The sequence below is a fragment of the Enterococcus sp. DIV0574 genome (assembly GCF_051711125.1).
GTDB classification, from domain to species: domain Bacteria; phylum Bacillota; class Bacilli; order Lactobacillales; family Enterococcaceae; genus Enterococcus_D; species Enterococcus_D gallinarum.
Map to the genome: position 1 here is coordinate 1,916,453 of NZ_JBIOMA010000001.1, position 21,512 is coordinate 1,937,964.

The following is a 21,512-nucleotide window of genomic DNA, read 5'->3' on the forward strand; positions in this document are numbered from 1 at the left end:
TCCTTTTACTCAGCTGCTTTCAATTCCAAGATCGTGTCTCGTAAAGTAGCTGCAGTTTCAAAGTCTAATGCTTTTGCGGCATCTTTCATTTCTTTTTCCAGTTTCAATAAGAGAGTTGCTTTCTCTTCACGAGTCATGTCTTCATACGAAGTGGTTGTATAATCGCCTGACTCTTCCGCAACTTTCGTAATAGCGATCAAATCGCGAATTTCCTTAATGATCGTTTTTGGTTCGATGCCATGCTCTTTATTATACGCCTCTTGGATACTGCGGCGGCGACTTGTTTCATCAATCGCTCGCTGCATAGAGTCAGTCATTTTATCCGCATACATGATCACTTTACCATCAGAATTCCGAGCAGCTCGACCAATTGTTTGGACCAAAGAACGCTCACTACGCAAGAATCCTTCTTTATCTGCATCTAAGATCGCTACGAGAGAAACTTCAGGAACGTCGATCCCTTCTCGAAGCAGATTGATCCCGACTAATACATCAAATTCACCAAGCCGCAAATCGCGAATGATCTCTGTCCGCTCAAGTGTCTTGACGTCGCTATGAAGATATTTGACTTTGATTCCTAACTCTTTAAAATAATCGGTCAGATCCTCTGCCATTTTTTTCGTCAATGTGGTAACAAAGACCCGTTGATCTTTCTCTACCCGCTCATTGATTTCTCCTACAAGATCATCAATTTGCCCCATGATCGGGCGAACCTCTACTACTGGATCCAATAACCCTGTTGGACGAATGATCTGTTGGATAACGGTATCCGTTTGTTCATGCTCGTAAGGTCCCGGCGTTGCTGAGACATAAACGATCTGATTCACATGTTCTTCAAATTCTTCTAAACGTAACGGCCGGTTATCTAACGCAGACGGTAAACGAAAGCCATAATCCACCAGCATTTGTTTGCGGGCACGGTCACCGTTGTACATCCCACGAATCTGGGGCATCGTTACGTGAGACTCGTCGATCACGATCAGGAAATCATCAGGAAAGAAGTCCAGCAACGTGTAAGGTGGTTCGCCTTCTTTACGCCCGTCCATGTGTCGTGAATAGTTTTCGATCCCGGATGTGTAGCCCATTTCCCGCAACATTTCGATATCATAATTGGTGCGTTGCTCTAAACGTTGTGCTTCCAATAATTTGTTCTCACTTCGAAGAACAGCTAATCGATCTTCGAGTTCTTTTTGTATCGAAGCGATAGCATGTTCCATATGGTCTTCGTTGGTCACAAAGTGAGTAGCTGGGAAAATAGAAACGTGTTCTGTTTCCCCTAAAATCTCCCCAGTCAACGCATCCACTTCTCGAATTCGATCGATCTCATCGCCAAAAAACTCGATGCGTAATGCCCGCTCGTCCCGCGATGCCGGAAAAATTTCTACCACATCTCCTCGAACACGAAAGCGTCCCCGTTGGAAATCGATATCATTGCGTTCAAATTGTATGTCGATCATTTCTTTCAGTAGTTGATCCCGCGGTTTTTCCATTCCTACTCGTAAAGAAACCACTTGCTTAGCATATTCAATTGGTGAACCCAAACCAAAAATACAAGAGACTGAAGCAACCACGATCACATCGTTGCGTTCCAGTAATGAACTGGTCGCCGAGTGCCGCAGCTTGTCGATCTCATCATTGATACTTGAATCTTTCTCAATGTAAGTATCACTGGAAGGTACATATGCTTCTGGTTGATAATAGTCATAATAGCTGACAAAATATTCTACTGCATTATTAGGAAAGAATTCCTTGAACTCACCGTATAATTGACCCGCCAATGTTTTGTTGTGTGCGATAATCAGTGTTGGCTTATTGACCTCTTTGATCAAGTTTGAAACAGTATAGGTTTTCCCTGTTCCAGTTGCCCCCAACAAAATCTGCGCCTTCTTGCCCCCAACGACGCCATCGACCAATTGATGGATGGCTTCTGGCTGATCTCCTGCCGGCTGATATTTTGAGATTAATTCAAATTCATGGGAAGTCGTTCTTTCGATCATCTTCATTCCCCCTGTATTTATATTTGCGAAGCGTCCGTGAAACAAAAAGAAAGCTGACGCTTTTCCATAGAATAGTATACCATAGCGAACATACTTTCGCCATCTTTTGTACTTTTTATTCTGCTAGTTTAACTTTACTTAAGATGTCAGTTTTTCTAACACCCAATGTCAGAAATAGCGCTGTTTTTTGCAAATATTGACCGAAAGACTTGTGTGTTTTTACAAAAATACCTATAATCTAAAAATACGTTAAAATCAAAAGGGGGAATTTTCTTGAAAAGAAAATATATGTTTTGTGCACTGTTTTCAGTGATTTTCTGCTTTTTCGCTTTTGCGAACAAGCCAGTCAGTGCAGCAGAAACAACGTATAAAATCGGAACAGACCTGACATTTGCTCCTTTCGAATTTCAAAACGAAAAAAATGAGTATGTAGGGATCGACATTGATCTGTTAAATGCTATTGCTGAAGATCAAGGCTTTGCTGTTGATTTGCGCCCATTAGGCTTTGATTCCTCGTTACAGGGCGTCCAATCCAATCAACTTGATGGGATGATCGCTGGGATGAGTATTACAGACGAACGGAAAGAAACCTTTGATTTTTCAGATCCTTACTTCGACAGTGGGATTCAGATGGCTGTCGCAAAAGACAACCAAGATATCAAAACTTACGCTGATTTGAAAGATAAAACAGTTGGCGCTAAAGTTGGTACCGAGAGTGCTCGTTTTCTAGAAACCAATCAAAAAAAATATGGCTACTCTATCAAAAACTATGATGATGCTAGCGGGCTTTATGGTGCCGTTCGCAATGGAACAGTTGTGGCCATCTTTGATGACTATCCAGTCTTAGGTTATGCGATTAGTAATGGTGAAGCTATGAAACTTGTGGGTGAGCCTGAAAAAGGGGCATCTTACGGGTTCGCAGTCAAAAAAGGCCAAAATCCTGAATTACTGGCTAAATTCAACGCTGGTCTAAAAGAGTTGAAATCCAGTGGTAAATACGACGAAATCATTGCTACTTATATTGCTTCATCAGAAAGCACTTCTGATGAAGCAAGTGAAATGGTTAAAGTTGAACCGAAAAAAGACGTCTATCGAATCTCAAGTGACTCTGCATTCGCACCTTTCGAGTTTCAAAATGAAGACAATGAATATGTCGGAATCGATGTCGATCTCTTAACTAGAGCGGCGGAAATGCAAGGATTCAACATTGAGTTTAATTTCATTGGTTTCTCAGGAGCGCTACAAGCGTTAGATGGGAATCAAGCGGATGGTATGATTGCTGGGATGAGTATCAATGATGAACGCAAAAAAGCGTATGACTTCTCAGACTCCTATTTTGAAAGTGGTATTCAAATTGCGGTCAAAGAAGGAAACGATAGTATCAAGTCTTATGAAGATTTAGAAGGAAAAACAGTTGGTGCTAAAGTTGGTACCGAGAGTGCAGACTTCTTGATTGAAAATGAAGACAAATACGGCTATACCATTAAGTATTATGACGCAGCTGATCAACTTTATGCTGCAGTCAGTGGCGGTCAGATCGACGCCATGATGGATGATTACCCAGTCATTGGCTACGCCATCAGTCAAGGACAAAAACTAAGTACGCCGATTGAAAAAGAAGTGGGCGGACAATATGGGTTTGCCGTCAAAAAAGGCCAAAATCCTGAATTGATCCAAATGTTCAATGAAGCGTTAAAAGAAATGAAACGAACTGGCGAATACGATGAAATCGTCGGCCGTTATATCAAAGACGGTTCGGCTACAGAAAAGAAAGCCGATGAATCAACAGTCGCTGGTTTAATCAAAAACAATTACAAAGTTTTGCTAAAAGGTTTATGGAATACCCTGCTGCTTGCATTGATCTCCTTTGCTTTAGCGTTGATCATTGGGATCATCTTGGGACTCTTCAGCGTGTCCCCAATCCGAGCTTTGCGTATCTTCGCCGGTATCTATGTCGATATTATTCGCGGGATACCAATGATGGTGTTAGCTTTCTTCATTTTCTTTGGCCTTTCGGATGCAATTGGGATTACAATCCCCGACTTTGCTGCAGGAGTCATCACTTTGACACTGAACGCTAGTGCGTATATCGCAGAAATCGTTCGCGGAGGGATCAAGGCTGTTCCTGTAGGCCAAATGGAAGCTTCCCGCAGTTTGGGATTGACCTATACCCGAACCATGCAAAAAATCATTTTGCCGCAAGCCATCAAGATCATGATCCCATCTTTCGTCAATCAATTCGTTATCTCGCTGAAAGATACGACAATCATTTCGGTTATTGGTGTTGTGGAGCTGCTGCAAACTGGTAAGATCATTGTCGCAAGAACCACACAAAGTACCTATGTTTATCTAATCGTTGCTGTCATGTATCTAATTGTTATCACAGCCTTAACAAAACTTGCTAAAGTTTTAGAAAAGAAGGTGAAATAAATGAAGGAAAAAATCTTAGTCGAAAATCTTGTAAAAAAATATGGGGATAACACTGTTTTAAATGATATCAATGTCTCGATCCAAGAAGGCGAAGTCGTTTGTGTTATCGGTCCTTCTGGCTCAGGTAAATCTACTTTCCTGCGTTGCTTGAACCGTTTAGAAGAACCTACTAGTGGTGATATCATTATCGATGGTGCTCATCTAATGGATAAAAACACCAATATCAATGCCGTCCGTCAACACATAGGCATGGTTTTTCAACATTTCAATCTGTTTCCTCATCTTTCTGTACTAGAGAATATTATCTTAGCACCGATGGATTTAAAAAAGATGTCCCGTAATGAAGCTGAATCAAAAGCCATTCAATTGCTGGACACAGTGGGTTTGGCTGACAAAAAAGACATGTATCCAGACAATCTATCTGGTGGTCAAAAACAACGGGTAGCCATCGCCCGTGCATTAGCTATGAATCCTGATGTTATGCTGTTTGATGAACCTACATCTGCGTTAGACCCTGAAATGGTCGGTGATGTTTTGAATGTTATGAAAAAATTGGCAAAACAAGGCATGACGATGGTTATCGTTACCCATGAGATGGGTTTTGCTAAAGAAGTAGCCAATCGCGTCATGTTTATCGATGGCGGAAATTTCCTCGAAGACGGCACACCAGAACAAATTTTCACTAGTCCGAAAAACGAACGAACCAAAGACTTTTTAGACAAAGTCTTGAATATCTAAACAAAATCCGCAGAAAACGACCAAGTTTTCTGCGGATTTTGTTATTCATCTGACATTTTAGTTTCTCGTTGCTGCTTTTTGTGCTGTGCTTCTAAAGCGATTCGTTTCTGCTTTTCACCAAAATAAACTTTTGTATCGATTGGATTGGCTTTGTTGAATCCCCCAGCACCAGTATCCATCATTTGCCCCCAGCCTTTCAGCGGATCTTTTCCTTGTTTCCTTAGTTCAGCGTTCTTTTTACGCAATTCTTGTTTCTTCGCTTCTTTCTTTTGCTGCCGCTGCTCCTTTATTTCCTTAAAAAAACTCATCCCATACCCTCCTTTGATCAATAAAGAATTGTTCCAATGACTATTAATAACAAAACAACAACTGGATACATCAATTCTCTGATCCAGTGTTTTTCTTTCCAAGCAAGATACAGCAAACCGCCAATGATCAGCAATAAAATAGTCGGTTCAAACAATAAGCCAATCAAATTACCTGAATAGGTTCTGGTTGTTAGTTTATCACCCCCTGTGCTTAACCTAAAAGAACTGAAACGAAAAAGAATGAAACGACTGAAAACATAACAAGACAAAAACACCAATGAATACCCTTTTGCAAACCAACGGAATAGTTTGCTAAATGGAATTTTTTTCAACAATACTCATTCTCCTTCCGTGATTACATCTTGGACCATGATATCTGAGAGCTGCTGCAGCTGGACTCTCATGACAAGCGACCGATTCTCCGCTAACCATCGAGCTAATTCAGTGCAAGAGGCCGATACATGAACGGCACTTACTTTCACACCATTATCTTTGACATAATTTAGAATGTCGCCGAAATCATAGAAATTGATTTGATTGGTAAGATCATTGGTAAAATGGAGATTGTCAGGACTATCCCAGCCTAGATTCCCAAAAGTCGGATAATATTTTTCCAAAAAAACCAGTCCTTGCGTGACGCTTTCTGTTACTTGCCGATCATAATTATTTCCTGTTGTCTGACGAACCATTTCATCTGAATAACCAAAAATATTGCCTGAATGATAATCAATACTATAATGTTGAACAGACAAATCAGCCAGTTTTTCCCTTAGCTCACTAGGAATTTGAGGATTTTTTAAAGTAATAGAAATTTCAGCCTGCTTGTACTCGCCGAGTGAACGTAAATAGGCGAGAAAGGAGTCATAGGTCGAAACCGCATTGCCTGGCTCATATAGTGTTGCAGAGGGAGCAAATGCGGTCAGCGTATCGCTGGAAACAATTGTCTGAACTGCCTGATCAAAAATATAGCGATTTTCGACTGTGTACGCGACCGTCTTCTGATTTCCTAAACGAGAAATGACCGGATAAACGTCCTCTTTCCCCAAAAATGCAAGCAGAGATTGCCGATTGATAGGATCGTAATGGAGGTTTCGCTGTCCCATCTCATACCAATAGTAGCGGTACTTCTCTAACGTATCATTCTTGAGCGCATCTTCCGAATATGGAGCATTCATCGCCGAAGGAATCGATTGATAATCCTCGCGGTCATTTCCGGTTGCACGATAATAGGCTAATGGTAAAAAGTAGCATAAAACAAGCACTACCATCCCCCAAAACAACACGCTATAGATCATTTGGAGTACCATGCTTTTCTTTGTACGATCCACTGACTTTTGTAATCGCTGGTACTGTTTTTTATCCATGTGACCACCTGCTTTTCACTTGTTTTCTCGCTTGAAAAACACGAGATTTCACTGTACTTAACGTTAGATTTAATATTTCTGCTATTTCTTGATAGCTATAGCCGCGAATCGCCAATATCAAAGGATGCCTTAATTTGTTAGGCAATTGATTCACATGACGGAGCGCTTCTTCTTTTTCAAGACTATCTTGGTCTTCGATAGGAATCTCCTGCATCAAAGTATCGACTTCTTCCGCTACCAAAAGATACCGCTTACGACGGTAAAAATCATATAGTGTAAACTTAGCAATCGTAAAGAGCCACCTCTCAAAGTCATCTGGCTTTGTCTTTGGCAAAGCCAAAAAAACTTTAACAAATACATCTTGCGTTAAATCCTCTGCTTGATACTCATCCCCCACTCTTTTTTGAAAGTAGTGCTGAATTTTCTCGTAATAGATCTGATAAATCTCCTCCAACACTACCCCTCCTTACTTATATAGACGAGTGAACAACAAAAAAGTTGCAAAAAAATATTATAGTAAGAATAGTATATCACTGTTACTAACGTATTCAGAAGGTTATTTCTACGTAACAAAACAAAAAAAGCTGTAAACCACGCTGAAATGTTTCGTGTGGCTTACAGCTTTTTAGAATGGATTTAAGCAAAGACGGTTGACCAGTTGTCCCGTTCGGCTAAAAACTCCCTTGCCAATTGTTGGGCGCCTTCTAAGGTATGGTTGGCTGCCCAGCCGCATTGGACTTCGTTACTAGCTAGAACTTCTGTCGCTTTCAACACATCTTCCATCGTTTTTTCTAACACAGTTAAAATTTCATCATAATCTTCATGATTTAAAACCGTTAGATAAAATCCTGTTTGACAGCCCATCGGAGACCAGTCAACAATGTAATCGGCATGATTACGAATCAATTCTGCGGTCAAGTGCTCTAATGAGTGGAGGCTAGCCATCTCCATATGTGCTTGATTCGGTTGTTTCAATCGAACATCATATTTGATAATCGTATCTTTTGTTCCTTGTTTTTTGTCAGCGACCCGTACATAAGGTGCCTTGACTTTCGTATGATCTAGATTAAAGCTTTCCACGTTCATTTTCATTCTTTTTCTCCTCTCGCTTCGACGAGCCAAACAAAAGCATTGATTTGTTTAAAGCGACTGGTAAAACCATTGGCTCGAAAATAGGTTTCAATATCTGGTATCAATGGGTAGTATTCTCGTTGCAGATCCGCTGCTAATCGTAAGTGATTGGCTTTGATTGCCTGTCTTAGGATGCTTTCTTTATGCTCAGGGGATAAAAACATCGTATCCCCTATAATGACTTTTCCGCCTTCAGAAAGCAGCGCTTTATATCTTTTGATCACTCGCTGTTTCTCTGTTTCATTCAAGTGATGAAAGACATAACTAGAAACGATCGTATCGATTGGAAAATTGATCTGTGGAAATTGTTCCATATCTCCATCAATAAAAGTTACCTGTGACAACTCCGGCTTTGCCTCAGCTACTTGACGCATCGCAGCCGATGGCTCGATCGCGAACACTGTTTTCTTTCTGCGAATCAACTCCAACGTCAAATTTCCCGTACCACTACCAAATTCTATCACAGAATCTCCTGCTTTTTCAGCAATATTTGCTAACAATTCTGGATAATGAAGAAAAACCTCCCGATATTCTTCATCCTTCCCTTTGACGGTCTCGTCATATTGCTTGGCCCACTCAGAAAAAATCGGAATGAATTCACGCCCCATCTTCCAGCACCCTTTCTAATCCTTGCTTTAAGTCCGTCCATAAATCGGCAGCGTCTTCAATACCAATAGACAAACGGATCAAGCCATCTTTGATTCCCGCTTTTTCTCTGATTGAAGGTGGAATTGAAGCATGCGTCATGACCGCAGGAACTTCAACTAAACTTTCAACGCCACCTAAGCTTTCAGCTAGTGTAAAAATAGTTAGCGATTCAACAAACGCAGCTACTCGGTTTTCCGCTTTTAATTCAAATGAAATCATCCCGCTAAAACCAGACATTTGTTTTTTGGCGATCTCATGTCCTTTATGGCTTGATAACCCCGGATAATAAACTCTGGCTACAGCTGCATGTTCTTGAAGCAATGTGGCGATTTTTAGTGCATTGGCTTGATGGGCTTCCATCCTCAAAGCCAATGTTTTGATGCTCCGCTGAACTAGCCAGCTGTCATGAGGCCCTAACACACCACCTATAGCATTTTGCAGAAAACCAATTTGCTCAGCTAGTTCCGCTTGATTGGTTACGACCAACCCAGCAACGACATCACTATGGCCCCCCAGATATTTCGTTGCACTATGAATGACAATATCGGCACCTAATGCCAGTGGACGCTGAAAATAAGGTGTCGCAAATGTGTTATCAACGATGGTCAAGAGATCCTTTTTCTTAGCAATCGTGGCAACTTGTTGAATATCTGTGATTTTCAACAAAGGATTAGTAGGCGTCTCCAGAAAGATTCCTCTTGTTTCTGGCCGAATCGCTGCGGCAATCCGCTGAATCGCTTGGGGATCATCAGTCTTGACCAATGTATACGTCAATCCATTCTTTTTGAAGATTTTCTGAAGCAGTCGAAAGGTGCCTCCATAGACATCATCTCCCAACAAAATATGGTCTCCGGACTGAAATAAAGAAAAAATAGTATGGGTTGCTGCTAAACCTGAAGCAAAAGCAAACCCACGTATGCCTTCTTCCAGTTCAGCAATCAGTTCTTCTAATGCAAACCGTGTAGGATTGCCCGAACGAGAGTACTCATATTGTTTTGGCTGTCCCACAGCTACTTGCTTGTAGGTAGACGTTTGATAGATAGGTACACTGACAGCCCCCGTTTCTTGATCTTGACTGATCCCAGCATGAATCAATTTTGTGCGAAATTCCATGTTTATGCCTCCTCTAGTTGACCATAAATATTTTTTGACAAGTAGCGATCTCCACTGTCAGGAAAGATAGTGACGATCGTGCTTCCCTTTGGCAGTCGCTTGCTTTCTCGGATAGCGGCTGCAAATGCTGCACCGCTGGAACTGCCTACCAATAGACCATGACGGGCTGCCAGCAACCGGGTATAATAAAATCCCTCTGGATCACTGATAGTCTCAATGCTGTCTGGCATAAGACTCTTAAAAAAGATCGGCCTCTCTTCAACGCCTATCCCCTCGATCGCATGTTCATGAGCAGGCCCGCCATTCAAGATCGATCCTTCTGGTTCCACAGCAATCAAACGTATAGTAGAATCTATCGACTTTAAATACGCGCCTGTCCCGGCGAAAGTCCCGCCACTCCCCACTCCTGCTACAAAACTGTCAATTCTCTCAGGAATTTCTTGAACGATTTCCGGACCTAGTGTTCGATAATAGGCAGCCGGATTTTGTTCATTTTCAAACTGTAGCGGCAAAAAAGAGTTTGGCAATTGGTCAGCAAGAAATTTGGCTTTCCTGATTGCCCCTTGCATGCCTTCTTGACTAGGCGAGTGAATGATTCGTGCTCCTAAGGCTTTGATTAGTTGTTGCTTTTCTTGACTGAATGTCTCTGGAATCACAAAAAGCATGTCTAATCCATATGCCAAACCGGCTAAAGCTAAGCCAATCCCAGTATTGCCAGCGGTGGGTTCAATCACGGTTGTGTCTTTCGTTATTCTTCCAGCAGCAACTGCTTCTGAGATCAAATAACTGCCTAATCGGTCTTTGATACTACCTCCAGGGTTTAAGTATTCTAATTTCGCATAGATCCGGCTTTGGCTTTCTCCGCCGTAGTCAGTGGCTAAAAACTGAAAAATCGGTGTCTTACCAATTAATTCTTTAATATCTGATACGATCATGGGCAACCTTCTTTTCAATGAAATTTTTGTTGTCAGTCCGCTAAAGTGCTGCAGCAAATCAGAGGCACTGCGTTTTACAATTGGTCATTCCTAGGTGATCACCTGCTTAAAAAGGCATGATCTGTCTTTGTTTACAGATCTTTGCAAGGTAAATCAAAGCAAACAAAAAGAGGCACTGACTATTCAATCAGTACCTCTTAGAGAATGACTCTAGGACTCTTCTTTCCCAACGAAAGAGACTCTTAGAGTGATTTATCAAGATGAGGGAACGATTAATAGGCATGACAAATCAGTATGCTGCTTTTTAGCACCATACAACAACAACATACCAATGCAAAGTTGTTGTTTGTCATGTCTATGTCCCCTCCTTTTTAAGCTTGTAAACAAAATAGCATGGGAAAAAATAGAAGTCAATCTTTTTTTCTTTGTGAAAAATTTTTGGTGACATATGCATCGACAGCCTGAAACGCATTTGCTACCTCTTCTGCTGTGATCTTAAAGGACATTCGATGGATCGTTTCATTAGGGATAGTGGCTTGAATACCGATTGCTAGTAATTCCTGATCGCTAAGTGAGTCCATCTGCATTTCTGCTAACGTTGTTGGTAACCCCAGAGCTTGATATAAAACAATATAACGTTCCAACTCGTTTGTATCTTGTTCCAACAGCAATTGCATCAACGTCGTATAGGCAATTTTTTCTCCGTGAGAAAGTTGGTGGAACTTCCCAGTAGCGGCTGTCAACCCATTATGGATCGCATGAGCTGCTGCTAGTCCTCCACTTTCAAATCCTAGTCCGCTCAAAAGTGTATTCGCCTCCACTACTTGATCGAAAGCGGCTGTTACCTGTTGCTGCTGATTGGCCTTATAGGCAGCGACCCCATTGGCAAACAGCACTGCTTCACATTTCTCAGCAATTGCCAGAGCTGCTAAAGTCGGCCGGCCTCCTACGAGATTCTGAGCGCTGCTTTTAGCTACTGCTCTGGCTTCAACATACGTCGCCAATCCATCGGCGATGCCGAAAGTTAATAATTTTGCAGGTGCCTTGGCTAACAGAGTTGTATCAACCAAGACCAGTTCTGGATTCTTCGGATAATAACTATACTGTTCAAACTTCCCTTCTTCCGAATAAAGAACCGAGATGGAGGAGGTAGGGGCATCTGTTGAGGCAACTGTTGGTACGACAGCAACCGCTCGCTTCAATTGATGGGCCACTGCTTTACCGGTATCGATCACCTTTCCGCCACCAAGAGCAACAACTGCTGCCACTTCTGCTCTTTCTGCTTCTTTTGCAATACGTCTGATTTCTGCATTGGAGGATTCACCGCTGAAATTTGCTAAGGTTACTTCGATTCCTAGATGGGCTAAATCACTTGCCAGTTCTTCGCCAGCAATCCTCCAAACAAATGGATCGGTTATTAGTAATAATTTATCTCCTAATGAGCTAATATAGTGCAAGCCTTTTTTTAATACGTTTTCTCCTTGAATGTAGCGTTGCGGACTAACAAATATTTTTTCCATGAACTCTCCTACTTTCAGTTTTTTATACCAATTCCCGACTTTGTTAAAAATTTCACAAAAACTAGTAAAAGCGCAGCCTGAAAAAGTGGTTTTCTTCAGGCTCCGCTTATTATTTTTTCTTACCACCAAAAGCATCTTTCATTTTATCAAAAAATCCTTCGGGTTGTTGCTCGTTGGTTACATGGCCGCTTGCTTTTGCATAAGCCCGTAACGCTTCTTTTTGTTCTTCATTCAAATTCTTTGGTGTGATCAACTTAACTTTGACTTGTTGGTCACCATTGCCATTGCCACGTAATTTTGGTGCACCTTTGCCTCTTAGACGGAAATTCGTGCCCGTCTGGGTACCAGCAGGAATCTTCAATTTGACATTTCCGTGAACAGTCGGAACATTGACCTCGTCACCTAAAGCTGCTTGAACAAAGTTCAATGGTAATTCGTAATAAATTTCGGATCCATCACGATCGAAGATATCACTTTCCTCAACACGGAAAACGACATACAGGTCTCCATAAGGTCCGCCATTGCTGCCAGCTTCTCCTTGACCGGATAGGCGCATTTGTTGGCCATCTTCCACGCCAGCGGGTACATTGACTTTGACGCTATGTTTTTTCTTTTCGTGTCCTGTGCCATGACAAGTCGTACAAGGTTCTTTGATTTCTTTCCCTGTACCGTGACATACATCACAGGTTTGACGACTCATGACACGACCAAGAGGTGTTTGACGTTCCACATTGATCGTACCTGAGCCATGACATTTATGACAGGTCTCAGGTTGTGTTCCTGGTTTTGCGCCATTACCGCCACAAGTATGACAGGTTTCTTCGCGGTTATACTGAATATTTTTTTCCACACCAAAAATCGCTTCTTCGAAAGAAAGATCGACAGCATATTGCAAATCAGCTCCTTGTCGCGGAGCATTTGGATTTGCCGTTCTGCCACCGCCGCCAAAGAATGATTCAAAGATGTCTTCAAATCCACCAAAGCCACCACCGGAGAATCCCCCGCCGTTAAAGCCGCCAAAGCCGCCGCCATAACCACCACCGTAGTTCGGATCAGTTCCCGCGTGACCATATTGATCGTAAGCAGCTCGTTTTTGAGGATCGCTCAGTATTTCATATGCTTCAGAAATTTCTTTGAATTTTGCTTCTGCATCAGGTTCTTTATTGATGTCTGGATGATACTTTTTGGAAAGCTTCCGATATGCTTTTTTTATTTCGTCATCCGAAGCCCCTTTTTGTAGACCTAAGACCTCATAATAATCTCTTTTGTCTGCCATTGGCTTCCCTCCACTATTTTCTTGCGTCCCTCGTATTTTAGCATATAATTTGCTTCAGAAAAATACGTTTCAGAAATTCATAAGAAAAAGCCAAAGTGGTGACTTTGGCTTTTTCACAAACAGCGATTATTTATCGTCGCCGTCTACTTCTTCAAAATCGGCGTCTACCACATCGTCTGCGCCGCCTTGTGCAGCTTCTGGATTTTCTTGTGCTTGTTGTTGTGCAGCTTGCTCATACAACTTCACTGTCAAGTTTTGTACGATTTCATTCAATGCATCGCGTTTTGTTTTCATTTCTTCGATATTGTTTGCATCGACAGCAGCTTTCAACTCATCACGAGCTTCTTCCGCTTTCTTCACTTCATCGGCATCTACCTTGCCTTCAAGCTCTTTCAATGTTTTGTCAACAGTGAATAGTAATGCGTCGACATCATTACGCAAATCAACTTCTTCTTTACGTTGTTTGTCTGCTTCCGCATTTGCTTCCGCATCTTTAACCATCCGTTCAATTTCTTCATCGGTTAGACCTGAAGAAGATTTGATCGTGATTTTTTGTTCTTTTTGAGTTCCTAAATCTTTTGCAGATACATTTACGATACCATTTTTATCAATATCAAATGTTACTTCGATTTGTGGAATTCCTCGAGGTGCTGGTGGAATTTCCGTTAATTGGAATCTTCCTAATGTCTTGTTGTCAGCAGCCATTGGACGTTCGCCTTGTAGGACATGGATGTCTACAGCAGGTTGATTGTCTGCAGCTGTTGAGAAGACTTGTGATTTGCTTGTTGGGATCGTCGTATTGCGATCGATCAACTTCGTAAAGACGCCGCCCATTGTTTCGATACCCAATGATAATGGTGTGACATCAAGTAAAACGACATCTTTCACATCACCAGTGATCACGCCACCTTGAATCGCAGCACCCATTGCTACTACTTCATCTGGGTTCACTGATTTGTTTGGTTCTTTATTGGTTTCTTTGCGAACTGCTTCGACGACTGCAGGAATCCGAGTTGATCCACCGACTAAGATCACTTCATCGATTTCAGATTGTGAAAGACCAGCATCTTTTAGCGCTTGACGTACAGGAACTTTTGTCCGTTCGACTAAATCAGCGGTTAATTCATCAAATTTTGCCCGTGTCAATGTCATTTCTAAGTGCAATGGACCAGCATCGCCAGCTGTAATAAATGGCAAGCTGATTTGTGTACTTGTCACACCTGAAAGGTCTTTTTTCGCTTTTTCAGCAGCATCTTTCAGACGTTGCAATGCCATTTTGTCTTTACCTAAATCAATGCCATTTTCTTTTTTGAATTCTGCAACCATGTGATCGATAATCTTGTTATCAAAGTCATCTCCACCTAGATTGTTGTCCCCAGCAGTAGACAACACATCGAATACGCCATCCCCTAATTCAAGGATCGATACGTCAAATGTACCCCCACCAAGGTCGAAGACTAAGATTTTTTCGTCTTTGTCTGTTTTGTCTAATCCATAAGCTAAAGCTGCTGCTGTTGGTTCGTTGACGATTCGTTCTACTTCTAATCCGGCAATTTTACCAGCATCTTTTGTTGCTTGACGTTGTGCATCATTGAAGTAAGCAGGAACAGTGATAACTGCTTTGTCTACTTTTTCTCCTAGATAATCTTCAGCAAATCCTTTGATATATTGTAGGACCATTGCAGAGATTTCTTGAGGAGTGTATGATTTCCCTTCAACTTCTACTTTATAGCCAGCTTCACCCATATGACGTTTGATTGATGAAATCGTGTTAGGGTTCGTAACTGCTTGACGTTTAGCAACTTCCCCTACTTGGATCTCGCCGTTTTTAAATGAAACAACAGATGGTGTTGTACGATTTCCTTCTGGATTGGTGATGATTTTTGCTTCGCCGCCTTCTAGGACAGCAACAGCTGAATTAGTTGTACCTAAGTCAATACCGATAATTTTACTCATAAGTAATACGCTCCTTTTCATTCATCGTTCTTTTATTTATTGTGCTACGATAACCATACTTGCACGCAAGACACGATCATGCAGCTTATAGCCCTTTTGCAATACTGTGACGATCGTATCCGCAGGCACATCTTCTGTCGCAGGTACGGTCTGTACCGCTTGATGAAGATTGGGATCGAAAGTTTCTCCTTCAGCAGGAATTTCTTCGATTCCTTCTTCTTTCAACGCTTGACGCAAACTTTCCAACACCATTTCGACACCTTTTTTCAAGTTAGCCGCTTGGTCTTCTTCCACATTTGCTGCCATAGCGCGTTCCAAATTATCGATCGCTGGCAATAATTTTTTGCCCAAATCTTGCGAACGGTATTTTTGCAACAATTCACGTTCATTACGGTTTCTTGCTGTAATATTAGCGATTTCGGCCCGTGCGCGCAGAAATTGGTCTTCTAGTTCATTGTTTTTTTCTTTTAAACTGTCGATCTCGCTTTTTTCTACTTCTGCTTCTGATAGACCAGCTGCATCGATTTCTTCTTCTGACGGTTCTGTCAGAGGCTCTTCAGTTGTCTCAAGATCTTTTTCTACCTGTTCTTCTTTTTCTGACACTTGCTACCATCCCTTCTATAATTCACTTATTTGATCATTCACTGTTTGCATCTAGTGTGCGATAGTAATCAGCCAATGTCATTGCTAATTCTCGACGAAAGGCATCCATCAGTCCAAACATTCGCGAATAAGGCATACTAGAAGGACCTAATAAAGCAATCGTCCCTTGGCCATGACCTTCAATGTCATAGCTTGCTTGAATCAAACTCATATTTTGGAGTAATTCATTCCCTAGTTCCTGACCAATGCGGATCTGAATCGTGGAGTCTCTCGGTGCCAATAATTGTGTGAGTTCTTCTGCATTTTTCATGAAAGAGTACATCGACTTAAACTGACGAACATCTTGACTTGGTTCAAAATCTAATAGATTCATCCGTCCGCCGACGTAAATTTTCTCTTCAAAGAGATGACTCAACATATCATCGAATAAATCAATGATTCCTTCTGTTGTTTGAAAATACTTGTGCAAAATCATCGGAATCTCTGTTCGCAATCGATGATAGACCGTCATGAGCGGTTCACCCACTAATTTTTCATTGATAATCCGAACCATCTTTTCTAAGTCGCTGCTATCCATCGATGAAGGTAATGAAAAAATCTGATTTTCAACATTGCCTTTATCCGTAACAATGATAGCAATAATTTGTCGGGCATTCAAAGGTACGATCCGAAAGCCAGTTAATTTCCGTTCTTTGACATCCGGTCCTAACGATAATGCGGTATAGCTCGTAAGGTTGGATAGGATCGTAGCAGATTGCTGAATGATTTCATTGATTTCATGAAATTCTTTCCCCAAGGAATGGCGAATTGCTTTGATCTCATTTTGATTGACTTTTGATGGTCTTAATAAGTGATCAACGTAATAGCGGTAGCCGGCCATTGAAGGAACACGTCCAGAAGAGGAATGTGTCTTCAATAAGAGACCCGCTTCTTCTAAGGCCTTCATCTCATTGCGGATGGTAGCCGAACTTGCTTCAACCCCATCCTCCATCAATCGTTTGGAGCCCGTAGGCTGACCAGTATCCGTATAATTTTGGATGATGAGGTGTAAAATAGTTTGTTGTCGTTGTGTCAACATCTTATCCACTCCTCCGTTAGCACTCTTTCACATTAAGTGCTAACACGATTATTAATATACCATATTTCCTACGAATGTCAAGAATTTGACACAGACTTTTAGCACTCTTATAGAGAGAGTGCTAATCCACTTCATTGTCAATTAGCTCCAAAAAAAGAAGATCGAAAACAGCTCGATCTTCTTGGTTATTCTTAACTTAATAAAAATTTTTCAAAAACATCATTGCCGATAAACATCCCAGACTTTGTTAAATAAACGCGGTCTCCTTCTGAGACTAACCAGCCATTTTTAGAAAGTTCTTCAACGACATTGCCATAGATCGAATCAAAAGAACAGGCAAATTTATTTGAAAAGGCTGTTTTCGATACACCTTGTTTCTTCCGTAATCCAAGAAACATTTCTTCTTCCATTTGATTGCTGGTCGTTAACGATTCTGTTTCATGGATCGGCAGTTGATCTTCCCTCAATGGACGCAGATAGTGCTGGATCGGTCCAAAGTTTTTGTATCTCGTCTGTCCGATATAACCACTCGCTCCTGCGCCAAATCCGTAATAATGTTCATTATTCCAATAAACAAGATTGTGCTTAGACTCATATCCTGGCCGGGCAAAATTACTGATCTCATATTGCGATAAGCCAGCTTTAGCCATTGCAGTGATGGCTTCTTCAAACATTTGTGTCTCAGATTCCTGAGAAGGCAGCTCCATTTTCCCTTGCCTAACCCAATTCATGAACATCGTTTTGTTCTCTAAAATCAGTGAATACATAGCATAGTGAGGCAAACCCAAATCAATTGCTCGTGTTAGCGTATCTCGAAAACTTTCCATCGTTTGTCCAGGTAAAGCATAAATCAGATCGATCGTAATATTTTGAAAATCATGTTTATCTAACAACCGAATCGTTTGATAGACATCCTCTGCCGTGTGCTTGCGGCCGATTTTCTTTAACAAGCGGTTATCAAAAGTCTGCACCCCCATCGACAACCGATCAATGCCCAGATTTTTCAAAACTAGCAATTTATCTTCCGTTAAATCCCCAGGATTGGCCTCTACCGTAAATTCTTTGGTCGTTTGCGTGGGCAGTAATTCATGTATGCCCGTAATCAGACGGTCTAGCTGCGCAGCCGAAAGGGAAGTCGGCGTTCCGCCGCCAATATAAATCGTCTCACAAGTAGTGATTGGTTGTTTGCTCACCGTTAGAGCGATTTCTTTCAGCAAACAGTCGATGTATTCATCTACCGGTTGCCCTTCTAAAAAAACTTTATTAAAGTCACAGTAATAGCAAATATGTTCACAGAATGGGATGTGAATATAGGCAGAAGTACTGGTGGGAAGTGTATTGATTGGAATCTTATTCATGGTTTGCATATTTTTATTCCTTTCAGAGATCAAATCAACGTTCAACTGCACAAATACGGCTCGCAGCAAATGAACCTGATCCGAGGTATATCCGCTCCCCATTCTATCATAAGTAAGATTATCTCGAAACGCCTCTGCATTAAAAGTAGTTAGAAGCAGATCTCACTGCTATCCGTTAATAAGAATACAATCGCATGCGCAAAATTTTAAAATCTTCACCGATAAATGGGAAATAGGCTTCATCCCCATTCAGGCGACGATTTGTCCGCCATTGCCCATCTTGTAGAACCCCCTCTTCTAAAGAAAGGATACCTAAAGGATTAGAACCCTGCTTCGCTTGCAGATCCAATGCGAAATTAGCACCGGTGAGATAGTAATATTCTTTGTGTTTAATGATCAGACCTGCGGAATTGATCATTTTGTCTCGAGAAAATAATTTGACTGCCCAGCGATCCTGTCCATTTTCATACACAATTTGGTTCTGAGCCCCTTCTTTTTTAAATGAGAAGATTTGAGCTTCCTGATCTTGCAACAGTGGCTCAAGGGCGGCGATGATTCGATACCCTTGGTTTAAATGAGGCAGTGTATCGGAAGAATCAAAGGCGTCTTTCGCTAATCCTAACTGGGATAAAAAGCGGTAATCCTGACTAGTATCATTCGTTAGAAGATCTTCGATACCAAAAGGTGAATAGCCGATTGCTCCTTGACCAAAAGCATAAAATAGATTCGAAATATATCTTTTGTCAATTCGGGTTTCCGGAATTAACAACGGCTGATCATTCCCGTATTCCGCGATGATCGGTTTGATTTCTTCTTCGTAAATATCTGGGGCAATAAAATCCAACTGAGAGGCAATAACTTTCCAAACTTGCCAAGTGGTGGATACAGCGCCACCACTAGGATATTCTCCCGGCCGCCTGTCTGGCTTTTTGAGCCATACATTCGTAAATAACGGCAACGCTAAACGTTTTCTTGCAATCTTTGCATAGTCTTGGATTGCTGCGGCATAATGATATGCCATAAACACTTCATCCCCAAAGGGTACTTCTGACCATTGTTTAGCTCCAGGATAGAGGTTTCTGATTTCTTGCGGCAACGCCATCTGATAGACTTTTTCTGCTGCTGACGAATGATCACGACTAGTGCCAAGACTACCAATCTCGTTTTCAATCTGCACCATTCTGATAAAGGCCCGCAAAGGATGGCTTCCCAAGTAGTCGCAGATGGCGGCAAAGGCTGAATGAGCCTGTGCTATCACATCTTGACATAGCGGACTATAACTATTCATCTTGTTTCCGTCGCTATCCTCTATGCGAAAATATTTGGGATCCGTTTTGATCCATTCAGGAACATACGTGGATAAGCCATTCTTCCAAAGGCCAAACCACAAAAAAATCACATCGATTTTCTTCTCAGCGGCATTTTCCAAATGGGAATCAATTAATGAAAAATCAAACTGATTAGGCTGTGGTTCGATCAGCTCCCAATAAATAGGTATCAAAAGGGTATTGATCGCAACTTTGTCAATCTTGTCCCATACTTTTTCCTCCATGTAAGCGATAGATGAAGCAGTGGAGTTATGGACTTCTCCTCCTAGTATCAATTTTTGAGAATGCTGTCGTTGTTTCATCATTGTCCTCCTTTTTCTTCTCAGACAGATAGTCACGTTTTGATCGACTATCCCTCTCAGGTAGTTGCAAGCGTTTTTAGTCGTAATTCTATTATAGGAATCTTCTAAAATAAGGTATACTAAAAAAAGAGAATTCATACTAAAAAAACAGAAATGAGGTTTTTGATGAATCGAGCAGCACTAGAATCAATTGTGAAAAAACTCTACGATAAATATTTGATTCCTTTATTTATCTTCGATGAAAAACAGCAAGTGGTGATTCCTCGTAATTCCTTCATAACTGATAAACAAGTGGCGGAACATTTTTTCCTTACCAGCCAATCGACTGAATTGGATGTGGTGACGTTTTTTGAAGGAGATGACTTTTTTTTCAGCAGCTTTACTTGTGATCTACCAGATTCTTCAATTGGCAATGTGCTGATTGGACCTTGCGGGATATTAGGTACTAACAAAAGATCATTTCCTTTTCAAGGATATGATTACATTGCTGGGGTCCATTACTCGAAAGAAAGTCGAGAATCTTTTGTCGCTTTCGTTGAATTGTTTTACACGATCCTAAAAGGAGCCATCCCTGATGCCAACAAGTTTCGTTGGAGCGTTCCAGAGAAACAAGCAAATTCCAATACGTCCACCCTATTAGAAGAAAATCTTTATCAACGACGGTTAGAGGATCCTTATTTGGACTCGTTTGAATTTGAGAAACGTTACGTAGAGGCTGTACGCCGAAATCAACCCGAAAAAATTCTTTGGCTATTCCATAAAATGAGCAGCACCTACAGCGTCGAACTAGCAAACAACAAGCTAGAAAGTTTGAAATACAAGTATTCAGGATTGATTACCATTCTAACTCGGGTCAGTATCAATGAAGGCGTTCCGGTGAGTCAAGCCTATGGGTTATCCGATACACTACTCCAAAAACTACAAAATATTTATGACGTTCAGGAATGTTTGACCCATATTCAGGAAAGTACTTATCATTTCATGAGGTTGATTCATGCATTTCCTACCCAGAAAAGTTTTTTGATCAGAAGTCTCATCAATTACATTGATACGCATATTTACGATAAAATTACATTAAACGATTTGGCTGAATTTACTGAAAAACACCCCACCCATCTGAGCACAGAATTCAAAAAACATGTAGGCCAAACGATCCACACCTATATCAATCAGCAGAAAGTAGCGGAAGCAAAGCATTTGTTATTGTTTACTGATTATAGCTATAAAGAAATAGCTGCATTGCTTCATTTTTCGAATCAAAGCCACTTTATCCAAGTATTCAAGCAATTTGCGATCATTTCTCCTAAAGAATATCGCAAAAACTATTTCTCAAGTGTCTTTTGTTCAACTGATAGTTGATGGATCAACTTATAAACTCTCTCTAAATAAGGTTGTTAATCGTTTTTTTCTGCCCTCCATAAAAAAAG

Annotated in this window: 19 protein-coding genes; 3 read left to right on the plus strand and 16 right to left on the minus strand. The window is 41.2% G+C overall.

The features are described from left to right. Positions 1-5 precede the first annotated feature (5 nt). Positions 6-1,997, minus strand: coding sequence for an excinuclease ABC subunit UvrB (gene uvrB, locus IGJ45_RS09295; protein ID WP_005471338.1), 1,992 nt, complete (start codon positions 1,995-1,997; stop codon positions 6-8). Between the two features lie 273 nt (positions 1,998-2,270). Here uvrB and IGJ45_RS09300 point away from each other — a divergent pair, with 273 nt between their 5' ends. Further along, entirely contained in the window at positions 2,271-4,427 is a 2,157-nt protein-coding gene (locus IGJ45_RS09300) for an amino acid ABC transporter substrate-binding protein/permease (RefSeq protein ID WP_103299776.1), read from the plus strand. Continuing rightward, entirely contained in the window at positions 4,428-5,165 is a 738-nt protein-coding gene (locus tag IGJ45_RS09305) for an amino acid ABC transporter ATP-binding protein (RefSeq protein ID WP_003126409.1), read from the plus strand. A 41-nt stretch (positions 5,166-5,206) separates the two neighbouring features. Here the strand turns inward: IGJ45_RS09305 and IGJ45_RS09310 are convergent, their stop codons facing one another. The 15 genes from IGJ45_RS09310 to IGJ45_RS09380 all read right to left on the minus strand — a co-directional run bounded on the left by IGJ45_RS09310 (position 5,207) and on the right by IGJ45_RS09380 (position 20,085). Then, positions 5,207-5,473, minus strand: a complete 267-nt coding sequence (locus IGJ45_RS09310) for a hypothetical protein (RefSeq protein ID WP_081132010.1) — start codon at positions 5,471-5,473, stop codon at positions 5,207-5,209. Between the two features lie 17 nt (positions 5,474-5,490). After that, positions 5,491-5,808 carry a hypothetical protein gene (locus IGJ45_RS09315; RefSeq protein WP_176333544.1) on the minus strand — a complete coding sequence of 106 codons (318 nt, stop codon included), beginning with the start codon at positions 5,806-5,808 and terminating at the stop codon, positions 5,491-5,493. 3 nt (positions 5,809-5,811) lie between these two features. Continuing rightward, the gene (locus IGJ45_RS09320; RefSeq protein ID WP_171917522.1) at positions 5,812-6,837 is read right to left on the minus strand and encodes a hypothetical protein; all 1,026 of its coding nucleotides are present in this window, start codon (positions 6,835-6,837) and stop codon (positions 5,812-5,814) included. Further along, complete coding sequence (locus IGJ45_RS09325; protein ID WP_003126405.1) at positions 6,830-7,294, minus strand: RNA polymerase sigma factor; 465 nt, start codon at positions 7,292-7,294, stop codon at positions 6,830-6,832. Before IGJ45_RS09325 ends, IGJ45_RS09320 begins: the two co-directional genes overlap by 8 nt. Before the next feature lie 179 nt (positions 7,295-7,473). After that, positions 7,474-7,929, minus strand: a complete 456-nt coding sequence (locus IGJ45_RS09330; RefSeq protein ID WP_349703733.1) for an S-ribosylhomocysteine lyase — start codon at positions 7,927-7,929, stop codon at positions 7,474-7,476. After that, entirely contained in the window at positions 7,926-8,576 is a 651-nt protein-coding gene (locus IGJ45_RS09335; RefSeq protein WP_003126403.1) for a class I SAM-dependent methyltransferase, read from the minus strand. The genes IGJ45_RS09330 and IGJ45_RS09335 overlap by 4 nt, the downstream gene beginning before the upstream one ends. After that, positions 8,566-9,729 carry a cystathionine gamma-synthase gene (locus IGJ45_RS09340; protein WP_029486761.1) on the minus strand — a complete coding sequence of 388 codons (1,164 nt, stop codon included), beginning with the start codon at positions 9,727-9,729 and terminating at the stop codon, positions 8,566-8,568. Before IGJ45_RS09340 ends, IGJ45_RS09335 begins: the two co-directional genes overlap by 11 nt. Positions 9,730-9,731: 2 nt before the next feature. Further along, a complete protein-coding gene (locus tag IGJ45_RS09345) occupies positions 9,732-10,664 on the minus strand; it encodes a PLP-dependent cysteine synthase family protein (protein ID WP_096711058.1) in 933 nt (310 codons plus the stop codon). A gap of 410 nt (positions 10,665-11,074) precedes the next feature. Beyond that, positions 11,075-12,184: a glycerol dehydrogenase gene (locus IGJ45_RS09350; protein ID WP_349703734.1), complete on the minus strand. Its 1,110-nt coding sequence runs from the start codon at positions 12,182-12,184 to the stop codon at positions 11,075-11,077. 109 nt (positions 12,185-12,293) lie between these two features. Beyond that, the gene (gene dnaJ / locus IGJ45_RS09355; RefSeq protein ID WP_060813350.1) at positions 12,294-13,460 is read right to left on the minus strand and encodes a molecular chaperone DnaJ; all 1,167 of its coding nucleotides are present in this window, start codon (positions 13,458-13,460) and stop codon (positions 12,294-12,296) included. A gap of 126 nt (positions 13,461-13,586) precedes the next feature. Further along, entirely contained in the window at positions 13,587-15,416 is a 1,830-nt protein-coding gene (gene dnaK / locus IGJ45_RS09360) for a molecular chaperone DnaK (protein WP_003126397.1), read from the minus strand. 36 nt (positions 15,417-15,452) lie between these two features. After that, positions 15,453-16,019 (minus strand): nucleotide exchange factor GrpE, encoded by a 567-nt coding sequence (gene grpE, locus IGJ45_RS09365; protein WP_003126396.1) that lies wholly within the window; start codon positions 16,017-16,019, stop codon positions 15,453-15,455. 34 nt (positions 16,020-16,053) lie between these two features. Next, a complete protein-coding gene (gene hrcA / locus IGJ45_RS09370) occupies positions 16,054-17,097 on the minus strand; it encodes a heat-inducible transcriptional repressor HrcA (RefSeq protein ID WP_003126395.1) in 1,044 nt (347 codons plus the stop codon). Positions 17,098-17,288: 191 nt separating this feature from the next. Further along, a complete protein-coding gene (hemW, locus tag IGJ45_RS09375) occupies positions 17,289-18,455 on the minus strand; it encodes a radical SAM family heme chaperone HemW (protein ID WP_103299837.1) in 1,167 nt (388 codons plus the stop codon). Positions 18,456-18,630: 175 nt separating this feature from the next. After that, positions 18,631-20,085: a DUF5597 domain-containing protein gene (locus tag IGJ45_RS09380; protein WP_349703736.1), complete on the minus strand. Its 1,455-nt coding sequence runs from the start codon at positions 20,083-20,085 to the stop codon at positions 18,631-18,633. A gap of 165 nt (positions 20,086-20,250) precedes the next feature. On the opposite strand from IGJ45_RS09380, the gene IGJ45_RS09385 reads away from it, so the two are divergent. Then, entirely contained in the window at positions 20,251-21,444 is a 1,194-nt protein-coding gene (locus tag IGJ45_RS09385; RefSeq protein WP_113849615.1) for an AraC family transcriptional regulator, read from the plus strand. Positions 21,445-21,512: the final 68 nt, after the last annotated feature.